Raw genomic sequence first — 21,391 nt, 5'->3', positions numbered from 1 at the left:
GGATATAACAGGCATTTTCTCCTTATGGTAGATACTTTGGTTAGCAGAGTATCGGTGATATATAGGGAAATAGGTCATGTTGTATTTGGAGTTTTTATTCCTGCTATTAGTGTTATATGCAGGTAGTCGTTTTGGGGGTATTGGGCTAGGGGTTGTCTCTGGTTTAGGTTTGTTGGTGGAAGTATTTATCTTCCGTATGCCGCCAACGTCACCGCCGATCACTGTTATGTTGATTATCCTTGCCGTTGTGACGTGTGCATCGATTCTCGAAGCGGCTGGTGGTTTAAAATACATGCTACAAGTGGCTGAGCGTATTTTACGTAGTAATCCGAAGCGGGTTACTATTGTTGGTCCATTAGTGACTTATGTTATGACATTTATGTTGGGTACAGGCCATGCTGTGTATTCAATTATGCCTATCATTGGTGATGTAGCTCTTAAAAATGGCATTCGTCCAGAGCGTCCAATGGCGGCTTCTTCTGTTGCCTCTCAACTTGCGATCACTGCAAGTCCAATCTCTGCGGCAGTGGTTTATTACCTCGCGCAACTATCGACGATTACTGACTCTGTTAATTTACTGTCTATTTTAATGGTGACAATTCCTGCCACATTAGGCGGTACATTGTTGTTGTCATTGTATAGCTTACGTCGCGGTAAAGAATTAGAAGATGATCCTGAATATCAACGCCGACTACAAGATCCTGTGTGGCGTGATCAAATTTTGCATACCACTAAAACGTCACTGAATGAGCAATTACCACGTTCTGCGATGCATGCTGTTATCTTGTTTGTCATCGCGTTAGTGACGATTGTGATCGTGGCAATGGTGCCTGAAATTCGTACCATTGGTGATGCTGCACCAATATCGATGTCATTGATTATCCAGATGATGATGCTAGGTTTTGGTGGCTTAATTTTATTAGTTACGCGTACCAATGTGCAGAAAGTTCCAGAAGGGGTGGTGTTTAAATCAGGCATGGTAGCAGCGATTGCTATTTTTGGTATTGCTTGGATGAGTGATACTTACTTCCAATACGCTATGCCATCGTTTAAATCAGGCATTACTGAAATGGTGCAAGGCTATCCGTGGACATTTGCATTAGCGCTATTTACCGTTTCTGTAGTGGTGAATTCACAAGCAGCTACTGCGCGAATGATGTTACCTGTAGGCTTAGCAATGGGATTAAATCCTGCGTTATTAATTGGTTTAATGCCTGCGACATACGGTTATTTCTTTATACCAAACTATCCATCAGACATTGCCACAGTGAACTTTGATGTAACAGGCACCACTAAAATTGGTAAGTGGTACTTTAACCATAGCTTTATGATGCCAGGCTTAATTGGTGTTATTTCAGCCTGTTGTATTGGTTATGTGCTCGCACAAATCATTATTTAAGCGTTAATTATTGCTAATTGCTAATTGCTAATTGCTAATTGCTATTGTGATAGCATGAATTGAGATTAGAAAAGCAGAGGGCGAATCATTAGATTCGCCCTTTTTGATGATGGCTATATTGTGATTAAAAAGGTATAGCGATGATGATTAATCGTCAGATTGTTTTTTACCGGGTTCTTCTGGTTCTTCATAAGGCCAATAGTGATGACCAATACGGATAAGAACGGTTGCTGCAGCTAAGACGAATGCTGCCAGTGATAGCCAAATAATAAAAGTACCATCAAGCTCTTTCATGCCAAGGGTGATATAACGGGCAATCGCCATAATTGCGATATACAACGGGTATCGTACGGGGATTTTACCGTGAGCGACAAATTGCTGCACCATCGCGAGAATTTCGAGATAAATGAACATTAATAAAATGTCAGTTAACTGAATATTACGGTTAACAAATACATGGATAAATTCATTCACCATCGCTACAACGGTGGCTAAGGTGATTGCGGTTAATAATATCGCTTCTAAAATGTGAAATACTTTTAGAAAAGGTTTACTAAATGAGCTAGGTAAGTGGGAAGGCATATTGTCTCCAGCTTTAACGCTGTTTATATTTTTATTAAGCATTGGTGTATTATAAAATGTAATGCTTATTCTAATAGCAAAATTTCATTTAATTCAAACAAGTGTTCATTTTTTATTCGAAATAATGAATAACAAAAGTGGTTACGCTAGGTTTATTATTTTACCAATCAATGCCTTTACGGGCTTTTATCCCTTGCTCAAAAGCATGTTTAACATTGCGCACTTCAGAAACGGTATCTGCAATATCAATTAAACGACGATGAGCCGCGCGTCCTGTAATAATCACCGTTTGGTGTGATGGACGAGCGTTGATAGCGTTAATAATCTCATCTAAATCAACATAGTCATACGTTACCATATAAGTCAGTTCATCAAGCAATACCACATCCAATTGGTCATCGGCTAACATCGCTTTACAATCAGCCCATGTTGCTTGCGCTGCGAGGGTATCTGCTGCTTTATTTTGGGTTTCCCACGTAAAGCCTGTTGCCATCACAGAGAAGGTTACACCGTGTTGTTGCAGAAGGTTACGCTCACCACAATCCCATGTACCTTTGATAAATTGACCAACACCACATTGTTGTCCATGACCCACTGCACGCGCGATCATTCCAAATCCAGAGGTTGATTTGCCTTTACCGTTACCTGTAATTACCAGCACTAATCCACGCTCTTGTTGGGCGGCATTAATTTTATTATCAACTTGCTCTTTTAAACGTTGTTGACGGGCTTGGTGACGATCGTCCTTGGTAGTTGCATCAACCATAATTTCCTCTTTGGTTACATTGTGGTATGTGTAATAAATACCATCATAACGTATTGGTGATTATAAATGAAAGCCCGCGTAGTCACAGGACTACACGGGCTTTATTTTAATATCTAACAGTGATTAACCTAGAACATCAGTCGCAACTTTGTAGGTTGGATCTTCAATCATATCGACTTCAACTAAGTTACCTGCTTTTTGAAGTAGTCTACGACATTCAGGACTTAGATGGCGAATATGAAGCGTTTTATTACGAGTCGCATAGCGATCAGATAGGGTATCAATCGCTTCAATCGCTGAGTGGTCAGCTACTCGTGAATGGGCAAAATCAATAATGACGGTTTGTGGATCATTAGTCGCATCAAATAACTCAAGGAAACGAGAAGCTGAACCAAAGAATAGCGGACCATTAACTTGGTAAACTTTTGCGCCATCATTATCAATGTGAGAACTTGCATAAATTTGCTTGGCATGGTTCCACGCAAACACTAACGCTGAGTAAATCACGCCAACGAATACGGCAACAGCAAGATCGGCTGCAACCGTCACACAAGTCACTAGAATAATAGTGAAGAAGTCATGTTTAGGTACTTTACGGATCATGCGTAAACTTGCCCATTCAAACGTACCGATAACCACCATAAACATCACACCAACCAGTGCGGCTAATGGGATAATTTCGATGAATGCTGATCCAAACAGAATGAACACAAGTAAACCAATAGCAGCAGTAATACCCGATAAACGGCCACGACCACCAGAGTTAATGTTGATCATTGACTGGCCAATCATCGCACAACCACCCATAGCGCCAAAAACAGAACAGGTGATGTTCGCGATACCTTGACCGACACATTCACGGTTACCGTGACCACGTGTATTGGTCATTTCATCAATAACGGTCAATGTCAGTAATGATTCGATTAAGCCGACTGCCGCAAGAATTAACGAATAAGGTAAAATAATTTTAAGGGTTGCTAGATTAAAACCAACATCAGGTAGTGCGAAAGTAGGTAGAGATCCTGCGAGTGTAGCGTTAGCGTCACCACTCATGGTACGGACAAAATCCACAACAGTGCGTGAATCTAGACCTAATACATGCACCAATGCTGTTACGGTTAAAATGGCAACTAACGAAGAGGGTACCGCTTTGGTGAGTTTAGGTAAAAAGTAAATGATAGACATGGTTAACAGTACTAATCCCAGCATGATATAGAGCTGAGTACCGTGCATCCATTCAAGGCCGCCAGTCAGTGATGGCACTTTAAATTGACCGAGTTGAGCGAGGAAAATAACAATCGCAAGACCGTTCACAAAACCGATCATGACCGGATGCGGTACCATTCGAATAAATTTACCGAGACGGAATACGCCTGCCAGTATTTGAAATACACCGGCTAACATAACAGCAGCAAACAGATATTGAATACCATGTTGGGCGACAAGGCTGACCATAACCACGGCCATTGCACCTGTTGCGCCAGAGATCATACCAGGACGACCCCCAAAGATAGCAGTAATTAAACCGACAATAAATGCTGCGTATAGACCAACCATTGGATCAACGCCTGCGACAAAGGCAAAAGCCACCGCTTCTGGTACTAGAGCAAGTGCTACAGTTAATCCAGAGAGGATGTCATTTTTGACTGATTGTTGTGAGACTTGAGGGAATTCAGACATATATTAGGCGTTCTTCTCTTCGCAAAATGAATGGATAATTAAAAAATATTGATTAACAGAATGTTACCGAAAGATTTACAATGCTTCAACTTAAGCTGTTAAATGGTGTGAAGATGTGCTTTGCGAGCATACTAATTACGCTCAGTAATAAGATTGTTAAAGTTTGTGGATATTATTGACCCAAAAAAGTGTAATAAAAAAAGCCATGCAGATGCATGGCTTTTTATTAGCAGTTTAAAATAACTTAGTCAAAAGATGGCTTAGTCATTGGTGCTGCTGCTGTATTGGTCGCTGTTTGGCTACCAGCAGAACGCGTTGTCGTTGCTTCACGTAATGGTGCAGCTTCAACTTTTACGCTTGCCATTGTTTCTGTTGGCGCAGGTGCTTTAGTCATTGCCGCTACCGCATGGAAACCACGTGGAGAGGTTGCTGTTACCGCAACAGTTTCAGTGACAATTTTTGTCATTGGTGCTGATGCTGTTTTAACAACAGGTGCTTCAACAACTGGCGTTTCAACAACTGGCGCTTCAACAACTGGCGCTTCAACAACTGGCGCTTCAACAACAGGTGCTTCAACAACAGGCGTTTCAACAACAGGCGCTTCAACAACTGGCGCTTCAACAACAGGTGCTTCAACAACAGGCGTTTCAACAACTGGCGCTTCAACAACAGGTGCTTCAACAACTGGCGCTTCAACAACAGGTGCTTCAACAACAGGTGCTTCAACAACTGGCGCTTCAACAACAGGTGCTTCAACAACAGGTGCTTCAACAACTGGCGTTTCAACAACTGGCACTGAACGTAATGGGAATGCTTTACCCATTGCAAGCTCAGGCATCGCAACACCACCTAAAGACGGTTGTGATACCACCTTTGGTAATGCTTGAGCGATTACAGGCTGATGAGGCTGCTCTGTAACAACGTCGGCTACAGGCGCTTCAATTGTTGGCTTAATGCGAGACCATACTTTGCCCATTGCCATTTCTGGTGCTGCTACACCTGATGTTGGACGTAGTGCTTTTGGTTTCTCAACAATAGAGACAACATTCACCATATCGCTAATAGTATCTGTTGCTTCAATATCTGCATTCTCAAACGCGTCTGCAACATTATAACAGCTTGGATCTTCATGCTGCTCATAATCTTGTTTTTCACCGCGAGTGTCACGAATACGGCGACGGCGTTGGCCGCTAGCGCGTAGGTGGCGTGGTGAACGACGGTTACGACGTTGGTTGTTATCCTGCTCATTTGTTTCAGCTTGGTCATCAACAACTGGCTGATCTTGAGTCGGTGTTGTTTGTGCTTCTTTCGCAATCGTTGTACCCATTTCCATTAATGGTGTTGGGTTAGTGATAGCTGTAATAGCATTCGTTTCAACAACTGCTTGAGCTGCAACAATTGGTTGAGTTTCAACAGCGGTTTCTACGTTGTCAGTAAAGCGGATCTTTTTCTGTAACTGACGACGTTGACGACGTTGTTTTACTTTAACAACTTTCTCTTCAGCTTCTATTGGAGCTACTGGCGCTTCAACAGTAACGGTCTCAATTGCTTTTACTTTTACTTCTTCTGATTGTTGGCGTTGTTGCTTTTGCGCTTGAATCTCTTCTTTACGAGATTGGCGTGGTTGCTCTTTCGCTTCTTCAGAACGAGGTGGACGTGGTTGCTTCACTGGGCGCTCTTGAGGTTGACGGTTTTTCTCCGTGCGCTCATTTCGCTCATTGCGACGACGAGGCTGTTGACGCTGCTCGTTGTTGCGATCTTGCTCAGTGTTGTTGTCTTGATCACTGTCTTGGGTGTTATTACGACGAGTGTTATCGCGATTACCTTGACGGTCATTACGACGATTATCAGGACGACGGTTATTGTTGCTACGACGATTATTGTTATTTGATTGCTCTTTTACTGGCGCTTCAACTTCTGCTTTAACCGTTACTGATTGTTCAGTATTGTTATTGAAGAAAGAAGAAATAGCAGCAAAAATACGACTAAAGATACTTGGTGCTTGAGCAATAATCGTTTGTGGTTTAACGACCTGTTGTACTTCTGGTGTTGTTACCACTGGCGCAGGTTGCTTTGGTGCTGCAAAACCGTGTAGAACAGGTTCTTCACGTTTTTTAGCTGTACGCTCTTGTTGTGGAACTTCAGTCGCTTCCGCTTCTTTTAATGCATCAATAGCACCAGGAAGATGGTATGAAAGCGTCTCTTGTTCTTCACCTTCACGGATACGTAACACTTCAAAGTGTGGTGTTTCCATGTCAGCGTTTGGCACAATAACAACATGTACGCTGTGATATTTTTCAATGTGCTGTACAGCTGGACGTTTTTCGTTCAATAAATAAGAGGCAACAGGAACAGGTACAATTGCAACAACTTGTGAACTGTTATCCTTTAGTGCTTCTTCTTCAATTAAACGCAAGATAGAGAGTGATAGTGATTCATTATCACGTACAACACCCGTACCTGTACAACGTGGACAAACGTGATGGCTTGCTTCTGCTAAAGATGGGCTTAAACGTTGACGAGACATTTCAAGCAAACCAAAGCGAGATATACGGCCAATTTGTACACGTGCGCGGTCAACACGAACAGCTTCACGTAAACGGTTTTCTACTTCACGTTGGTGACGAACCGGTGTCATATCAATGAAATCGATAACAACAAGACCACCAAGATCTCGAAGACGTAATTGACGTGCAATTTCATCTGCTGCTTCTAGGTTAGTTTGTAGTGCCGTTTCTTCAATATCACCGCCTTTCGTCGCACGCGCGGAGTTGATATCAATCGAGGTTAATGCTTCTGTTGGGTCAATTACGACTGAGCCACCTGAAGGTAAACGAACTTCACGCTGGAACGCAGAGTCAATTTGGCTTTCAATTTGGTAGTGGCTAAATAGTGGAACTTCACCTTCATAACGCTTAATACGTGATAAGAAATCAGGACGAATTAATTTGATATGATCACGTGCGCGCTCAAATACTTGTGGGCTATCGATAAGAATTTCACCGATATCACGACGTAGATAATCACGAATAGCACGAGCAATAACATTACTTTCTTGGTGGATCAAGAACGGAGCAGCTTGAGATTCAGCGGCTTCTTTCACTGCACTCCAGTGATTAAGAAGAACGTTTAAATCCCACTCAAGCTCTTCACCTGATTTACCCACACCTGCAGTACGAACAATCAGACCCATGCCATGTGGCAGTTCTAATGTACTTAATGCAGCTTTAAGTTGTGTACGCTCTTCACCTTCGATACGACGAGAAATACCGCCAGCACGAGGGTTATTAGGCATTAACACTAAGTAACTACCAGCCAATGAGATAAAGGTTGTTAGAGCAGCACCTTTGTTGCCACGCTCTTCTTTATCAACTTGGACGATAACTTCTTGGCCTTCTTTCAAGACTTCCTTAATGTTAGGACGACCTTGGTAAGAATAATTTGACGGGAAGTAATCTTTAGCAACTTCTTTTAAAGGGAGGAAGCCATGGCGTTCTGCACCGTAATCAACGAACGCAGCTTCCAGGCTTGGTTCGATGCGGGTGATGCGGCCTTTGTAAATATTTGCTTTTTTAGATTCGTGACCTGGGCTTTCGATATCAAGATCAAATAGCTTTTGGCCATCAACTAATGCGACGCGCAACTCTTCCTTCTGAGTCGCGTTAATCAACATTCTTTTCATTATATTGTACTCATTATTGTTGTTGTATTAGCGCCGCTAATTACTTCAATTATTTGATGGTGCCTGACTCCAAGTCTGATGTACGGGTGCAACCTCACGGTTGGAATGCAGGAGTGCTCTATGGCCACACGTATTAGCCAACTATGTAGAGATGGTTAGATCTGAAACACACAGCTGGTATCACCACATCGAGGTGTGGTTGTATCTGTTACATCAAAAAAATCTGTAATCTGACGCGCTAAAAAAAACTCCGGTAACTATAACGTCTTACGCCACGTGCTGCGTTTATCACCTGAGTTGTATATAAAATAGCCGAAATGATGAGAGCATGCTCACCTTGTCAGTAAAATAAGCAAAAAAACTTATTCTAGAATGCAATCATAGCAGGCTCACTTTTTTGCGGCAATCTGCTTTATTTGCATGGTACAATCAAACTTATGACAGAAGATAAACCTAAAGTGCAATTCATCGATATTACTGATGATTTTGCTGGCCAACGGATCGATAATTTTCTCCGTGCTAGGCTTAAAAATGTACCCAAAAGTATGATTTACCGTATTTTGCGTAAAGGCGAGGTGCGAGTAAACAAAAAACGTATTAAACCTGAATATAAATTGCAGGATGGTGATCTCGTGCGTGTCCCACCGGTATTTGTTCCTGAGAAAGACGAACAAGCACCGATTAGTACCAAACTTAACAAAGTGGCTGAACTTGAATCATGCATTATCTATGAAGATGAGCATGTTTTAATTTTGAATAAGCCATCAGGCACAGCCGTTCATGGCGGTAGTGGCTTGAAGTTTGGTGCGATTGAAGCGTTACGTGCATTACGACCTGATGCTCGATACCTTGAGTTAGTACACCGTATTGACCGAGATACCTCTGGCATTTTACTGATAGCGAAGAAACGCTCGGCGTTACGTAAGCTACAAGAACAATTTAGAGAAAAAACGGTTCAGAAATATTATTTTGCCTTAGTGATGGGGGAATGGAAGGCAAACTGTAAGCGAGTCACTGCACCGTTATTGAAAAATGAAGTCAACAGCATTGTGCGTGTTAATCCACAAGGTAAAGCATCAGATACCCGCTTTAAAGTCCTTGAACGCTTTGCACAAGCAACACTGGTACAAGCAAGTCCTGTAACAGGTCGTACACATCAAATTCGTGTGCATTGTCAATATGAAGGTCATCCTATAGCTTGGGATGATCGTTATGGTGACCCACGTTTTGATGCTTACACTAAAAAAACAGGTTTGGGACGATTGTTCTTACATGCGGCAAACATTAAATTTACCCATCCAAGTACGGATGAGTTAATGGATATTAGTGCGCCGATGGAACCTGTATTAGAGCGTTGTTTAATAAAGCTACGTACTTTTTAGTCGGGCTGTAACATTCGATCATGCTGTAACATAAGATAAAGGCGAGTACTGTACTCGCCTTTGTTGTCTTTTATAGATTGTCTTTTATCGGTTGTCTTTTATCGGTTGTCTTTTATCGGTTGTCTTTGAGCGACTGTCTTTATATAGATCGTCTTTCTATAAAACAGCGACGTGCTCCTTGGCAAGCATTTCTCGTAAGGCAATCAGCGGTAATCCTACCAACGTATTGGGATCTCGTCCTTCTAGCTTATCAAATAACGCAATACCTAAACCTTCACTTTTAAAGCTACCAGCACAGTAGAGTGGTTGCTCTTTTGTAACGTAATGGGCAATTTCACTGTCTGTCAGGGTACGGAAATGAACGTGGAAAGGCTCACAAATAACGTGAGTTGTTTGGGTGCGGCTATTATATAAGCACAAGCCTGTATAAAAAGTGATGACTTTGCCACTGGCTGCACGTAGTTGAGCACATGCGTTAGCTTCAGTATGAGGCTTACCTAGAATTTGACCGTCAATGACACACACTTGATCTGAACCTATAATAAGGTGATGAGGGTGATCCTCAGCACAAGCAAGTGCTTTGGCTTGTGCTAAACGCATCACTAAGGCTGTCGCTGATTCATTAGTAAGTATTGCTTCATCCACATTAGGATTCGCTGTCGTAAAAGGTAATTGTAATTTTTCCAATAAGCTTTTACGAAATGGAGAAGTAGATGCAAGAACAAGTGGCTGGTTCATAGGCTATTTGTTTATCGAAATGAATAAGTCGTTTGAGTGTAACCATCACAATGATTCAATGCTAGTCAGCATGTTTTTTTGATTGTTTGAGTTTCAAGGCAGACAGACGATGCCATCGTTACAGCACAATGCTATTATAAGAGGCAATTATTGGATTAAATGTAAATAGAGCCATTATTGGCGATCATTTAAACAATGATTGAGTGATCTTTCGTCATTTTATCAGCAATCGTCAAGTGATTGAGTGACAGAGAAATAAAAACTTTTTAATGAGGAAAGGGACTGAATGTTGAATGAATTTTCGTGGCAGCATGAGAATTACTCAAAAGCCGTGAATTCAGGCACATTTCCTTTGACTCAACCAGACTATAAGGCTAATATTCGCGCCCTATGCAAAAGGTAAAATTGCCGATAAAGGTAGATCCAGTACGCACTGCACAGAAAAGACTCGACTATGATGGTATCATCAAAGCTGATCTTCTGTCTCGTTTAGCTGGCTCAACCCAGAGCGTAATAAGTGATGCAAACGTTAACTTGTTTTTTGACCTTGATCAACGTCGTACTCCTTTCATGCGCGGAAACGCAAGTGTAGATGTGATGTTGACCTGTCAGAGATGTCAGGGAGAATTTCCACACACAATTAGTGTTGAATTCTGTTATAGTCCAGTTCGTGACGAAGAGGCTATTGACAAGTTACCGGATGCCTATGAGCCGACAATTGTCGATGAAAATGGCGATATTAATCTAATTGAACTCATCGAAGATGAATTGATGTTAGAGTTACCACAAGTAGCAAGACATGATAATGACGATTGTAAGATCGGCACACATAACTTGTCTTTTGGTGATATTCCCGTTGCTGATGAGCGTCCGAATCCGTTTGCAGTATTGAAAAATCTTAAAAGTTAAATTTAACAGGAGTAGGGTTAATGGCCGTACAAAAGAGCAAAAAATCACGTGCAGCACGTGGTATGCGTCGTTCACATGATGCACTAACTACAGCAGCAGTATCTGTAGATTCAGCATCAGGTGAAACTCACCTACGTCACCACGTGACAGCTGACGGTTTCTACCGTGGCCGTAAGGTTATCAACAAGTAAGGTTGAGCCTTGATGGGTCTTACCGTTGCACTTGATGCAATGGGCGGGGATTTCGGTCCTCAAGTAACAGTGCCTGCCGCCGTGCAGGCACTGTTGCATTCGCCTGAGCTCAAACTCATTCTTTTTGGTGATATTAGTGCAATCACTACTCAGCTAACTCTTCTCAATAAACTCAATCATCCCCGACTATCTATCGTGCATTGCGATAACGTTATAGCCAATGAAACTCGTCCATCACAAGCATTACGCCACAGCAAAGGTTCTTCCATGAGAATGGCATTAGAAGCAGTTGCTATTGGTGATGCTGATGCTTGCGTTAGTGCTGGTAATACTGGTGCGTTAATGGCTTTATCCCGCTATGTGCTGAAACAACTTCCTGGTGTTGAACGTCCTGCTTTAATTTCAGAAATCCCTAATCGTCATGCTAACCATACGTGGTTATTAGATTTGGGCGCGAATGTTTCCTGTGATGCTGACACCTTGTTTCAATTTGCGGTGATGGGATCAGTCGTTGCTGAACAAACATTAGGATCATCCCCACGGGTTGCATTACTTAATATTGGTGAAGAATCGATCAAAGGTAATGATCTCGTTAAACGCTGTGCTGAAATGTTGAGTCAATCTCCTGATATTAATTACATTGGTTATATTGAAGGTCATCAATTGTATTCAGATAAAGCGGATGTCATTGTCTGTGATGGTTTTGTCGGGAATGTGAGTTTAAAAACCAGTGAAGGGGTAGCTAACCTATTCATTGACTGTATTAAGCGTAATATTGGTCGTAACCCATTTAAACGTTTGATTGCTAAATGGCTGTTTCGTGAGCTATTTACGAGTTTACAGCAATTGAACCCCGACCAGTATAATGGCGCAAGTCTGTTAGGATTACGCGGTATTGTAGTGAAAAGCCATGGAAGTGCTGACACCACAGCTTTGGAGAATGCCATAAACCAAGCGGTTTATGAGATTGAACGCCAAATACCGATGAAAATCAGTGACCGTTTGGAAGAGGTCTTACTAGAGAGGCATTATTAGTCTTTATGTATAGCAAAATTTTAGGAACTGGCAGCTATTTGCCAACTCAAGTTCGCACCAATGCGGATTTAGAGAAAATGATAGAGACTAGCGATGAATGGATTGTTGCTCGTACTGGTATTCGTGAGCGTCGCATTGCATCCGCTGACGAAACAGTAGCAGTGATGGGCTATCAAGCTTCTTTAAACGCTATTGAAATGGCGGGTATTAATAAAGAAGATATCGATCTTATTATTGTTGCAACGTCTAGTGCAAGCCATTCATTTCCATCTGCTGCTTGCCAAGTGCAGGGCATGTTAGACATTAAAGGTTGCCCAGCGTTTGATTTATCAGCAGCATGTACTGGCTTTGTTTATGCGTTAAGTGTTGCTGATCAGCATATCAAAACCGGTATGGCGAAAAACGTACTCGTGATTGGTTCTGACGCACTTTCTCATTGTTGTGATCCACAAGATCGTTCAACCATTATTTTATTTGGTGATGCGGCGGGTGCGGTCGTTCTGGGTGCTAGTGAAGAGCAAGGGATCATTTCAACGCATTTATATGCGGATGGTCATTTTGGTGGTTTATTAAGCCTTGCTGTCCCTGAATACGGTAAAGATTTTGACGCCAATACATGGCTTTATATGGCGGGTAATGAGGTGTTTAAAGTGGCAGTAACTCAACTGTCTAACTTGGTTAAAAGCACCCTTGTTGCTAATAATATGGATAAATCTGAACTTGATTGGCTAGTACCACATCAAGCGAATATGCGGATTATCTCAGCGACAGCGAAAAAATTATCAATGCCGATGGATCAAGTGGTTGTCACATTGGATCGCCATGGCAATACCTCAGCTGCAACGGTACCAACCGCATTAGATGAAGCAGTGCGTGATGGTCGTATTCAACGCGGTCAAACGTTATTGTTAGAAGCATTTGGTGGTGGTTTCACCTGGGGCTCTGCGTTAGTGAAATTTTAAACTAAATCTAAGCTGTATTTAGTGTTAGTTGCTAAAAGAATTTTTGCGATAAGGCAGAAGGTTGAATATAGTTAACGCTGTCTTATTAGCCTATTAATTTACTGAACGATCAGTATATAAAGAATAAGGATTCTCAAATGTCTAAGTTCGCGATTGTTTTCCCTGGACAGGGTTCTCAAACTGTTGGCATGCTTGCTGATTTAGCAGAGCAATTTGATGTGGTTAAGCAGACGTTTGCTGAAGCCTCTGATGCGTTAGGTTACGACCTATGGGCACTCGTTCAAGATGGTCCTGTTGAAGATTTAAACCAAACCCAACGTACTCAGCCTGCATTATTAACCGCATCTGTGGCGATTTGGCGTGTATGGCAACAACAGGGTGGCGCACAGCCAGTTGTTTTAGCTGGACATAGCTTAGGTGAATACTCAGCGCTTGTTTGTGCTGGTGTGATTGATTTCCAATCTGCGGTCAAGTTAGTTGAACTACGTGGTAAACTGATGCAAGAAGCAGTCCCTGCTGGTATTGGCGCAATGTCTGCTATTATCGGTTTAGATAACGATGCGATTGCTGCAGCATGTGCACAAGCTGCTGAAGATCAAGTATGTTCTCCTGTTAACTTTAACTCGCCTGGTCAAGTGGTGATTGCGGGTAACAAAGAAGCGGTAGAGCGTGCCAATGTATTGTGTAAAGAAGCAGGTGCTAAACGTGCATTGCCATTGCCAGTTTCTGTTCCTTCACACTGTGCGTTAATGAAACCAGCGGCTGATAAACTAGCGATTGCATTGGAAGGTTTAGCATTTAATGCACCAACTATCCCTGTAATCAATAACGCCGATGTGGCGACTGAAATCGATCCTGTTGCGATTAAGCTTGCATTGGTTAAGCAACTATACAATCCAGTTCGTTGGACTGAGACTGTTGAGCGTATGGCATCTGAAGGCGTTGAAGAGTTGCTAGAAATGGGGCCGGGTAAAGTATTAACGGGTCTTACAAAGCGTATCGATCGTGCACTTAGCGGCGCAGCAGTCAATGATGTTGCATCATTAACAGCGGCATTAGCGAAGTAATTAAGCTTAAAGTAGAGGATTGACAATGAGTCTGGAAGGTAAAATTGCACTAGTTACAGGTGCGAGTCGCGGTATTGGTCGTGCAATCGCTGAAATCTTAGTTGAGCGTGGCGCAACAGTTATTGGTACTGCGACGTCTGAAAGTGGTGCTGATGCAATCAGTGCGTACCTTGGCGATCATGGTAAAGGTTTTGCGTTAAACGTAACTTCACCAGAGTCAATTGAAACAATATTAAAGCAAATTAAAGAACAATATGGCGATATTGACATCCTAGTTAATAACGCCGGTATTACTCGTGATAATCTACTTATGCGTATGAAAGATGACGAATGGCAAGATATCATGGATACCAATTTGACATCGGTTTTCCGTATGTCTAAAGCAGTCCTACGTGCGATGATGAAAAAACGTCATGGTCGCATTATTAGCATCGGCTCAGTTGTCGGTACTATGGGTAACGCAGGCCAGACAAACTATGCTGCGGCTAAAGCAGGTTTACTTGGTTTTACTAAATCGATGGCACGCGAAGTTGCTTCTCGTGGTATCACTGTTAACGCTGTTGCGCCGGGTTTCATTGAAACTGATATGACAAAAGCGTTAAATGATGCTCAACGTGCAGCAACGCTAGCAAATGTCCCTGCTGGTCGTTTAGGCGATCCGCGTGAAATAGCAGCGGCTGTTGCTTTTTTAGCCTCTGATGACGCTGCTTATATAACAGGCGAAACATTGCACGTTAACGGCGGCATGTATATGATTTAAGCAAATTCTTTGCAATACTTCATGATTCAAGTCAAATTGAACTATTTTTCTGGTTAAATCGTGGTTTGACCAGCACTATGAGTGTTGCAACTTTTGCTGTAATGAATAAACTACAACAAATCGCATTAGCGAATTCTTGTCAAAGGAAATATATTAGTATGAGCAACATCGAAGAACGCGTAAGAAAAATCATCGTTGAGCAACTAGGCGTAGACGAAGCAGAAGTTAAGAACGAAGCATCTTTCGTTGACGATCTAGGTGCAGATTCACTAGATACAGTTGAACTAGTAATGGCTCTTGAAGAAGAATTCGATACAGAAATCCCTGACGAAGAAGCTGAAAAAATTACTACTGTTCAAGCTGCAATCGACTACGTAAACAGCGCACAGTAATATAAAAATTGAATATCTCCAGGCGGTCATTATGACCGCCTGTTTTTTTTCACTTCCTGTTTTATCCTCAATTCCCGGAGAAATTAATCGTGTCTAAGCGTCGTGTAGTTGTAACTGGCATGGGTATGCTTACCCCGGTTGGTAATTCTGTTGAATCTTCTTGGAAAGCTTTACAGTCTGGCACTAGTGGTATCAGTACCATCCAACATTTTGATGCAAGCGCATTTGCTACTCAATTTGCCGGAATGATCAAAGATTTCAATTGTGAAGATTACATGTCTCGAAAAGATGCACGCAAAATGGATTTATTTATCCAATATGGCGTTGCAGCTGGCGTACAAGCTTTCAAAGATTCAGGTATTGAAGTTACTGAAGAAAACGCACCACGTATTGGTGTCGCTATTGGTTCTGGTATTGGTGGTCTAGGTTTAATTGAAGCTGGCCATCAAACATTGATCGACAAAGGACCACGTAAAATCAGTCCGTTCTTTGTTCCATCAACAATTGTAAATATGATCGCAGGCCACATGTCTATCATGTACGGCTTACGTGGTCCAAATATTGCTATTTCTACAGCGTGTACGACGGGCCTTCATAACATTGGCCATGCTGCACGTATGATTGCATACGGTGATGCTGACGCAATGCTAGCGGGTGGTGCAGAAAAAGCATCAACAGAGCTTGGCATGGGTGGTTTTGCCGCTGCGAAAGCACTATCAACACGTAATGATGATCCTCAAGCGGCTTCTCGTCCATGGGACAAAGATCGCGATGGTTTTGTATTAGGCGATGGTGCTGGTGTGATTGTGCTAGAAGAGTACGAACATGCTAAAGCGCGTGGTGCTAAAATTTATGCAGAGCTAGTTGGCTTTGGCATGAGTGGCGATGCTTACCATATGACGTCACCAAGTGCTGATGGTTCAGGTGGTGCGTTAGCTATGGAAGCATGTATTCGCGATGCGGGTATCAATGCTGACAAGATTGGCTACATTAACGCTCACGGTACATCAACCCCTGCGGGTGATAAAGCTGAAACATTAGGCATTAAACGTGCAATGGGCTCAGCGATTGATAACGTAATGGTATCATCAACGAAATCAATGACAGGTCACCTATTAGGTGCTGCGGGTTCTGTTGAATCAATCATTACTATTTTAAGCTTGATTGATCAAGTTGTGCCACCAACGATTAACTTGGATAACCCAGGTGAAGGTTGTGACCTTGATTATGTTCCAGGTGAAGCGCGTCAAGCGAACCTAGAATACGCATTATGTAACTCATTCGGTTTTGGCGGCACTAACGGTTCGTTATTGTTTAAGAAGATCTAATTCGATTATTGTGTATTGAGCAATAAGCATCATAAACTGATATGATTAGATGGCCTGATATTTAGATATCGGGCTATTTTTTTATCTGTAAAAAAGGAACAGACCATGGCATCAGTGAACGGTTGCGAGCAACAGAAACTAGTTATCACAGATAGAGCAACCCAATACGGCGATGGTTGCTTTACAACGATACTGGTTGAGCAACAACGTGTTCAGCTGTGGTCATTGCATTTAGCTCGTTTGAAGGTGAGCTTACAACGGTTGGGGATTGCTGCACCGGATTGGCCGCAGGTGTATACTGATATCACCGCATTAGCATTGAAATTCCCGCATAAAGGCGGCATTAAAATATTAGTCAGCCGTGGCAGTGGTGGCCGTGGTTATAATCCTAGCGGTTGTAATGATACCCAAGTTATTATTACGCATTTTGAATGGCCGTTGCATTATCAGCAATGGCAGCAGCAAGGTATTGTCTTAGGGGTGTGTCAGCAGCGAATGGGGAATAGCCCTATGCTTGCAGGTATGAAACACTTAAATCGCCTCGAACAGGTATTATTAAAACAAGAAATTGAAACCGCAGGTTGGGTGGACGCTATTGCATTAGATTGTACTGAGTGTGTTATTGAAACGAGCGTCGCGAATCTATTTTGGCGTCAAGGTAATACTGTATATACTCCTGCTTTACAACGTGCAGGTGTTGCCGGGGTGATGCGTCAACATATCCTCAATATACTTGATGAGCTTAATTATGACTATCAAGTGGGTGATTTTGACCTTGATACTTTATTGGCAGCGGATGAAGTTTTTATTACTAATGCACTTATGGCGTTAGTACCGGTTAATCAAATACAAACTACACAATATTGTGAACGTACAATGTTCAAAACACTATGGAAGAGGTTACATTCGTGCTAAAGAAGTTGATTATTGTGATTTTTCTGTTGGGCTTGTTGATGGCAGGCGTGGCAGGTTGGGGCTTTTTCCAAGTAAGATCAGCGCTAGATAAGCCAGTGCTGATTGAACAACAAACATTTATTACCGTGAAATCAGGCACACCTTTTCGTGGGTTATTAACTAAATTAAGTAATGAAAAAATTGTCACTTTATCGCCATGGCTACGTTGGGTCGGGTATTTAGAACCGACATTAACCGATATTAAAGCCGGTACGTATGCGATTGAACCTCAAGAAACATTGCATTCAGTATTAGAAATGATCACCGAAGGTAAAGAGTATCAGTATGCAATTACATTGGTTGATGGTGAGCATTTTAGTGAGTGGCGCAAGTTGCTTCAAGCTGATCCGCATTTAACCCATACCACGGATAAGATGACGGAAGAACAAATTGGTGACGCGGTTGGCATTGATAGCAGTAAAATTGAAGGCTATTTCCTACCGAATACTTATCATTTTACTGCTGGCACCAGTGATATTAGTATTTTAAAGCGCGCTCATACTGCAATGATGAAAGAGTTAGATCTTGCATGGCAACAACGTGAAAAAGATCTGCCATTAAAGACACCTTATCAAGTGTTGATCATGGCATCGATTATAGAAAAAGAAACCGCAGTGGCGAGTGAGCGTGGTTTAGTCGCGTCAGTCTTTATGAACCGCTTACGTGCTAATATGCCATTACAAACCGATCCTACGGTTATTTATGGCATGGGTGATAAGTATGATGGCAATATCACCAAAAAAGATTTACGCACGCCAACGGCTTACAATACCTATACCATGCGTGGTTTGCCACCAACACCGATAGCTATGCCCAATAAGGCATCTATCATGGCTGCCGTTGATCCTGATGACAGTGATTATTATTATTTTGTTGCAGATGGTAAAGGCGGTCACAAATTTTCAACTACGTTAGTCGAGCACAATCGCGCGGTTCGTGCCTACCTCAAAATATTAAGAACACAGAAATGATCGGTAAATTTATTGTCATCGAAGGCCTTGAAGGGGCTGGTAAAAGTACAGCTATTGCACAAGTAATAGCAACATTAGCGCAGCATGGAATTGAAAATCCGCAGTCGACCCGCGAACCTGGTGGCACCCCACTTGCTGAGCAAATGCGTGCCTTGGTTAAGCAAGGACATCCCGATGAGCCATTAACGGATATGGCTGAATTGTTATTGCTGTATGCGGCTCGTATTCAATTAGTCGATAACGTGATTAAGCCAGCCCTTGCTGAAGGGCGTTGGGTGGTCGGTGATCGCCATGATATGTCATCACAAGCTTATCAAGGTGGTGGTCGTGGTTTTGATCAAGCGTTAATGGAAAACTTGCGTGACACTGTTTTAGGTGATTTTCGTCCTGATCTGACTATCTATATGGATATTGATCCCGTGCTAGGCTTACAACGTGCTCGTGGCCGTGGTGAGCTAGATCGTATTGAACAAATGGATATCGCTTTTTTTGAGCGTGCCCGTGAGCGCTTCTTAGCATTATGTATTGATCAACCTAATGTGATCATTATTGATGCAAGCCAAACATTGGCTCAAGTTACAACGGATTTAACCCAAGCATTACAGTCTTGGTTGGAGCAACAATAATAATGATATATCCATGGCAACAAACCTTGTGGCACAACTGGCAGCAGTTGCTTGAGCAACGACGTTTACACCATGCTATTTTGTTATTAGCAGCAAAGGGCAGTGGACGTGGTGTGTTAGCACGACAATTATCCAAAACCGTACTCTGTCAAAATTCACAGACTGAGCCTTGCGGTGTTTGCCATAGCTGTAAACTGTTTGATGCTGAAAACCACCCTGACTTTCATGTTATTAAGCCAGAACAAGAAGGTAAGCAAATTGGTGTTGATGCGGTGCGACAATGTAACCGTTGGGCGACTGAAACCTCGCACCTAAATGGACAGCGAGTGATTTTAATTGAACACGCTGATGCATTGGGTGAAGCTGGTGCGAATGCGATCTTAAAAACATTGGAAGAGCCGCCAGCAGGCTGTCAATTTATCTTAACCGCACAAAGCCTTGATCGCTTATTGCCAACCGTCGTGAGTCGATGTAATAAATGGCGTTTAAACCCACCGAATGAACTCAGTGTGAAAAGTTGGGTTGAAAGTCAGTTACAGCAATCGATTTTATTAGAGAATGTTCGACTTAATAACGGCGCACCATTAGCCACTTTGGCATTTATTGAAAGTGGCTTAAATATTCGTTACGGTCATTTGGTCAAAGCGTTTACAGAGTTTGTACAGCCGCCTCATCTTGGTATTTATGATGTCGCGGCAATGTGCAGTGCTGATGGTATCGTGACATTGCAATTATTAAGTTATTTCTTAGTTGATTGTTTAAAATGGCAACAAGGGGTAACGCAATATCTTGTTCACCAAGAATCATTGCCAGCGGTAGAAGCTATCGCAACCACCATACCAACGGCATTGCTATTAGAACAAGTACGTAAGATTAATGATTTGCATCGTCAATTAGCCAAACATACAGGGCTAAATATTGAGTTGTTAGTGGTTGAATGGTTAACGGGATTTATGAGTAAGTAACCGTTGTTCGTTACCACTGACTGTTACTGTTATAAAATGAAGCGTTAGAATAAACAAGAGGAAAGCCTGTGTTAGTCGATTCACATTGTCATCTTGATAAACTTGATTATGACAAACTTCATACAGGGATTGATGATGTATTAAATAAAGCCAAGGAACGTGGCGTTGAATATTTTCTATCTGTAGGGGTAACATTAGCGGCTTTTCCTAAAATGATGGAAATGATCGCACCTTACGATAACGTGTTTGCATCATGTGGTATTCACCCATTAGATGTTGAGTCTGGTTATGACTCTGAGCAGTTTAAAGCCTATGCTCGCCATGAAAAAGTGGTCGCGATTGGTGAAACAGGTCTTGATTACCACTATCAGCCAGAGACGGCAGAATTACAGCAAAAACTGTTCCGTGAGCAAGCGCGTGTGGCGGTTGAATTAAATAAGCCGTTAATTATCCATACTCGTATGGCGCGTGAAGATACGATGCGTATTTTGCGTGAAGAAGGCGCAGAGAAGTGTGGTGGTGTATTGCACTGCTTCACTGAAGATTTGGATATGGCACTAGCAGCGATTGAGCTAGGCTTTTATATCTCAATCTCAGGCATCGTAACGTTCAATACTGCTAGCGATTTGAAGAATGTGGTCAGTAAGTTACCGCTAGATCGGTTATTGGTCGAAACTGATTCACCCTTCTTAGCCCCAATTCCATACCGTGGTAAGCAAAACCAACCTGCTTATACCCGTGAAGTGGCGCAATATATTGCGTTATTAAAAGGCGTATCTGTTGAGGAAGTTGAGCAAGCTACCACCAAAAACTTCTTTACGCTGTTTTCATTAGCTAAACAGTAAAGGCTATTGTTGGTATGACATTAAAGAGAAGCTTTGGCTTCTCTTTTTTTTTGTGGAAAGGGGCTGGTGGTGATGTGATATTTCTAAATGGTTGTGGCACATACAATTCCCTGTAGGACATATAACAGATGTTATGTAAAGTTGATGGCTAATTGTA

General features: G+C 42.2%; 20 protein-coding genes. 15 read left to right on the top strand and 5 right to left on the bottom strand.

The genetic code is table 11. The features are described 5' to 3' along the window. Window positions 1-76: 76 nt before the first annotated feature. Window positions 77-1,399, top strand: a complete 1,323-nt coding sequence (locus tag BTO21_RS07425; protein ID WP_045031318.1) for an anaerobic C4-dicarboxylate transporter — start codon at window positions 77-79, stop codon at window positions 1,397-1,399. Between the two features lie 147 nt (window positions 1,400-1,546). On the opposite strand, the gene BTO21_RS07420 is transcribed toward BTO21_RS07425, so the two are convergent. The 4 genes from BTO21_RS07420 to rne form a co-directional block, all read right to left on the bottom strand. Continuing rightward, on the bottom strand, window positions 1,547-1,981 hold the full coding sequence (locus tag BTO21_RS07420) for a phosphate-starvation-inducible protein PsiE (protein ID WP_045031319.1): 435 nt from the start codon (window positions 1,979-1,981) through the stop codon (window positions 1,547-1,549). A 160-nt stretch (window positions 1,982-2,141) separates the two neighbouring features. Further along, window positions 2,142-2,747, bottom strand: a complete 606-nt coding sequence (gene cobO, locus BTO21_RS07415) for a cob(I)yrinic acid a,c-diamide adenosyltransferase (RefSeq protein ID WP_045031323.1) — start codon at window positions 2,745-2,747, stop codon at window positions 2,142-2,144. 123 nt (window positions 2,748-2,870) lie between these two features. Continuing rightward, entirely contained in the window at window positions 2,871-4,427 is a 1,557-nt protein-coding gene (locus tag BTO21_RS07410; RefSeq protein ID WP_045031325.1) for a SulP family inorganic anion transporter, read from the bottom strand. Between the two features lie 244 nt (window positions 4,428-4,671). After that, on the bottom strand, window positions 4,672-8,109 hold the full coding sequence (rne, locus tag BTO21_RS07405; protein WP_105026748.1) for a ribonuclease E: 3,438 nt from the start codon (window positions 8,107-8,109) through the stop codon (window positions 4,672-4,674). Between the two features lie 437 nt (window positions 8,110-8,546). On the opposite strand from rne, the gene rluC reads away from it, so the two are divergent. Then, window positions 8,547-9,491: a 23S rRNA pseudouridine(955/2504/2580) synthase RluC gene (rluC, locus tag BTO21_RS07400; protein WP_045031329.1), complete on the top strand. Its 945-nt coding sequence runs from the start codon at window positions 8,547-8,549 to the stop codon at window positions 9,489-9,491. A gap of 156 nt (window positions 9,492-9,647) precedes the next feature. Here rluC and BTO21_RS07395 read toward each other — a convergent pair whose 3' ends face one another. Continuing rightward, window positions 9,648-10,229, bottom strand: a complete 582-nt coding sequence (locus tag BTO21_RS07395) for a Maf family protein (RefSeq protein WP_045031331.1) — start codon at window positions 10,227-10,229, stop codon at window positions 9,648-9,650. A 390-nt stretch (window positions 10,230-10,619) separates the two neighbouring features. Between BTO21_RS07395 and yceD the strand changes: the two genes are divergently transcribed. The 13 genes from yceD to BTO21_RS07330 all read left to right on the top strand — a co-directional run bounded on the left by yceD (window position 10,620) and on the right by BTO21_RS07330 (window position 21,234). Further along, window positions 10,620-11,138 (top strand): 23S rRNA accumulation protein YceD, encoded by a 519-nt coding sequence (yceD, locus tag BTO21_RS07390; RefSeq protein ID WP_045031333.1) that lies wholly within the window; start codon window positions 10,620-10,622, stop codon window positions 11,136-11,138. A 20-nt stretch (window positions 11,139-11,158) separates the two neighbouring features. Next, window positions 11,159-11,329: a 50S ribosomal protein L32 gene (gene rpmF / locus BTO21_RS07385; RefSeq protein ID WP_006231206.1), complete on the top strand. Its 171-nt coding sequence runs from the start codon at window positions 11,159-11,161 to the stop codon at window positions 11,327-11,329. Window positions 11,330-11,338: 9 nt separating this feature from the next. After that, the gene (gene plsX / locus BTO21_RS07380; RefSeq protein WP_162270856.1) at window positions 11,339-12,364 is read left to right on the top strand and encodes a phosphate acyltransferase PlsX; all 1,026 of its coding nucleotides are present in this window, start codon (window positions 11,339-11,341) and stop codon (window positions 12,362-12,364) included. Between the two features lie 5 nt (window positions 12,365-12,369). After that, window positions 12,370-13,326 carry a beta-ketoacyl-ACP synthase III gene (locus tag BTO21_RS07375; RefSeq protein WP_045031337.1) on the top strand — a complete coding sequence of 319 codons (957 nt, stop codon included), beginning with the start codon at window positions 12,370-12,372 and terminating at the stop codon, window positions 13,324-13,326. Between the two features lie 137 nt (window positions 13,327-13,463). Next, complete coding sequence (fabD, locus tag BTO21_RS07370; protein WP_045031338.1) at window positions 13,464-14,393, top strand: ACP S-malonyltransferase; 930 nt, start codon at window positions 13,464-13,466, stop codon at window positions 14,391-14,393. Window positions 14,394-14,418: 25 nt separating this feature from the next. Then, window positions 14,419-15,153 carry a 3-oxoacyl-ACP reductase FabG gene (gene fabG, locus BTO21_RS07365; RefSeq protein ID WP_045031339.1) on the top strand — a complete coding sequence of 245 codons (735 nt, stop codon included), beginning with the start codon at window positions 14,419-14,421 and terminating at the stop codon, window positions 15,151-15,153. 158 nt (window positions 15,154-15,311) lie between these two features. Beyond that, on the top strand, window positions 15,312-15,545 hold the full coding sequence (gene acpP / locus BTO21_RS07360; protein WP_027697107.1) for an acyl carrier protein: 234 nt from the start codon (window positions 15,312-15,314) through the stop codon (window positions 15,543-15,545). A gap of 89 nt (window positions 15,546-15,634) precedes the next feature. After that, a complete protein-coding gene (gene fabF / locus BTO21_RS07355) occupies window positions 15,635-16,873 on the top strand; it encodes a beta-ketoacyl-ACP synthase II (RefSeq protein ID WP_045031343.1) in 1,239 nt (412 codons plus the stop codon). A 105-nt stretch (window positions 16,874-16,978) separates the two neighbouring features. Further along, complete coding sequence (pabC, locus tag BTO21_RS07350; RefSeq protein ID WP_045031345.1) at window positions 16,979-17,788, top strand: aminodeoxychorismate lyase; 810 nt, start codon at window positions 16,979-16,981, stop codon at window positions 17,786-17,788. Then, entirely contained in the window at window positions 17,782-18,798 is a 1,017-nt protein-coding gene (gene mltG / locus BTO21_RS07345; protein WP_045031347.1) for an endolytic transglycosylase MltG, read from the top strand. The genes pabC and mltG overlap by 7 nt, the downstream gene beginning before the upstream one ends. Further along, complete coding sequence (gene tmk / locus BTO21_RS07340) at window positions 18,795-19,424, top strand: dTMP kinase (RefSeq protein WP_065192443.1); 630 nt, start codon at window positions 18,795-18,797, stop codon at window positions 19,422-19,424. The genes mltG and tmk overlap by 4 nt, the downstream gene beginning before the upstream one ends. A 2-nt stretch (window positions 19,425-19,426) precedes the next feature. Beyond that, on the top strand, window positions 19,427-20,389 hold the full coding sequence (holB, locus tag BTO21_RS07335; protein WP_045031349.1) for a DNA polymerase III subunit delta': 963 nt from the start codon (window positions 19,427-19,429) through the stop codon (window positions 20,387-20,389). A 68-nt stretch (window positions 20,390-20,457) separates the two neighbouring features. Then, a complete protein-coding gene (locus BTO21_RS07330; RefSeq protein ID WP_045031351.1) occupies window positions 20,458-21,234 on the top strand; it encodes a TatD family hydrolase in 777 nt (258 codons plus the stop codon). Window positions 21,235-21,391 lie beyond the last annotated feature (157 nt).

Origin of the sequence: Photobacterium phosphoreum (assembly GCF_002954725.1) — a bacterium.
In the GTDB taxonomy this organism is placed as follows: Bacteria; Pseudomonadota; Gammaproteobacteria; order Enterobacterales; family Vibrionaceae; genus Photobacterium; species Photobacterium phosphoreum.
This window is presented reverse-complemented; position numbering and strand designations above follow the sequence as displayed.

Bases quoted from the DNA above. Each gene is read 5' to 3' on its own strand.
- BTO21_RS07425 (WP_045031318.1), top strand. From the start codon at position 77: ATGTTGTATTTGGAGTTTTTATTCCTGCTATTAGTGTTATATGCAGGT.
- BTO21_RS07420 (WP_045031319.1), bottom strand. From the start codon at position 1,981: ATGCCTTCCCACTTACCTAGCTCATTTAGTAAACCTTTTCTAAAAGTA.
- cobO (WP_045031323.1), bottom strand. From the start codon at position 2,747: ATGGTTGATGCAACTACCAAGGACGATCGTCACCAAGCCCGTCAACAA.
- BTO21_RS07410 (WP_045031325.1), bottom strand. From the start codon at position 4,427: ATGTCTGAATTCCCTCAAGTCTCACAACAATCAGTCAAAAATGACATC.
- rne (WP_105026748.1), bottom strand. From the start codon at position 8,109: ATGAAAAGAATGTTGATTAACGCGACTCAGAAGGAAGAGTTGCGCGTC.
- rluC (WP_045031329.1), top strand. From the start codon at position 8,547: ATGACAGAAGATAAACCTAAAGTGCAATTCATCGATATTACTGATGAT.
- BTO21_RS07395 (WP_045031331.1), bottom strand. From the start codon at position 10,229: ATGAACCAGCCACTTGTTCTTGCATCTACTTCTCCATTTCGTAAAAGC.
- yceD (WP_045031333.1), top strand. From the start codon at position 10,620: ATGCAAAAGGTAAAATTGCCGATAAAGGTAGATCCAGTACGCACTGCA.
- rpmF (WP_006231206.1), top strand. From the start codon at position 11,159: ATGGCCGTACAAAAGAGCAAAAAATCACGTGCAGCACGTGGTATGCGT.
- BTO21_RS07375 (WP_045031337.1), top strand. From the start codon at position 12,370: ATGTATAGCAAAATTTTAGGAACTGGCAGCTATTTGCCAACTCAAGTT.
- fabD (WP_045031338.1), top strand. From the start codon at position 13,464: ATGTCTAAGTTCGCGATTGTTTTCCCTGGACAGGGTTCTCAAACTGTT.
- fabG (WP_045031339.1), top strand. From the start codon at position 14,419: ATGAGTCTGGAAGGTAAAATTGCACTAGTTACAGGTGCGAGTCGCGGT.
- acpP (WP_027697107.1), top strand. From the start codon at position 15,312: ATGAGCAACATCGAAGAACGCGTAAGAAAAATCATCGTTGAGCAACTA.
- pabC (WP_045031345.1), top strand. From the start codon at position 16,979: ATGGCATCAGTGAACGGTTGCGAGCAACAGAAACTAGTTATCACAGAT.
- tmk (WP_065192443.1), top strand. From the start codon at position 18,795: ATGATCGGTAAATTTATTGTCATCGAAGGCCTTGAAGGGGCTGGTAAA.
- holB (WP_045031349.1), top strand. From the start codon at position 19,427: ATGATATATCCATGGCAACAAACCTTGTGGCACAACTGGCAGCAGTTG.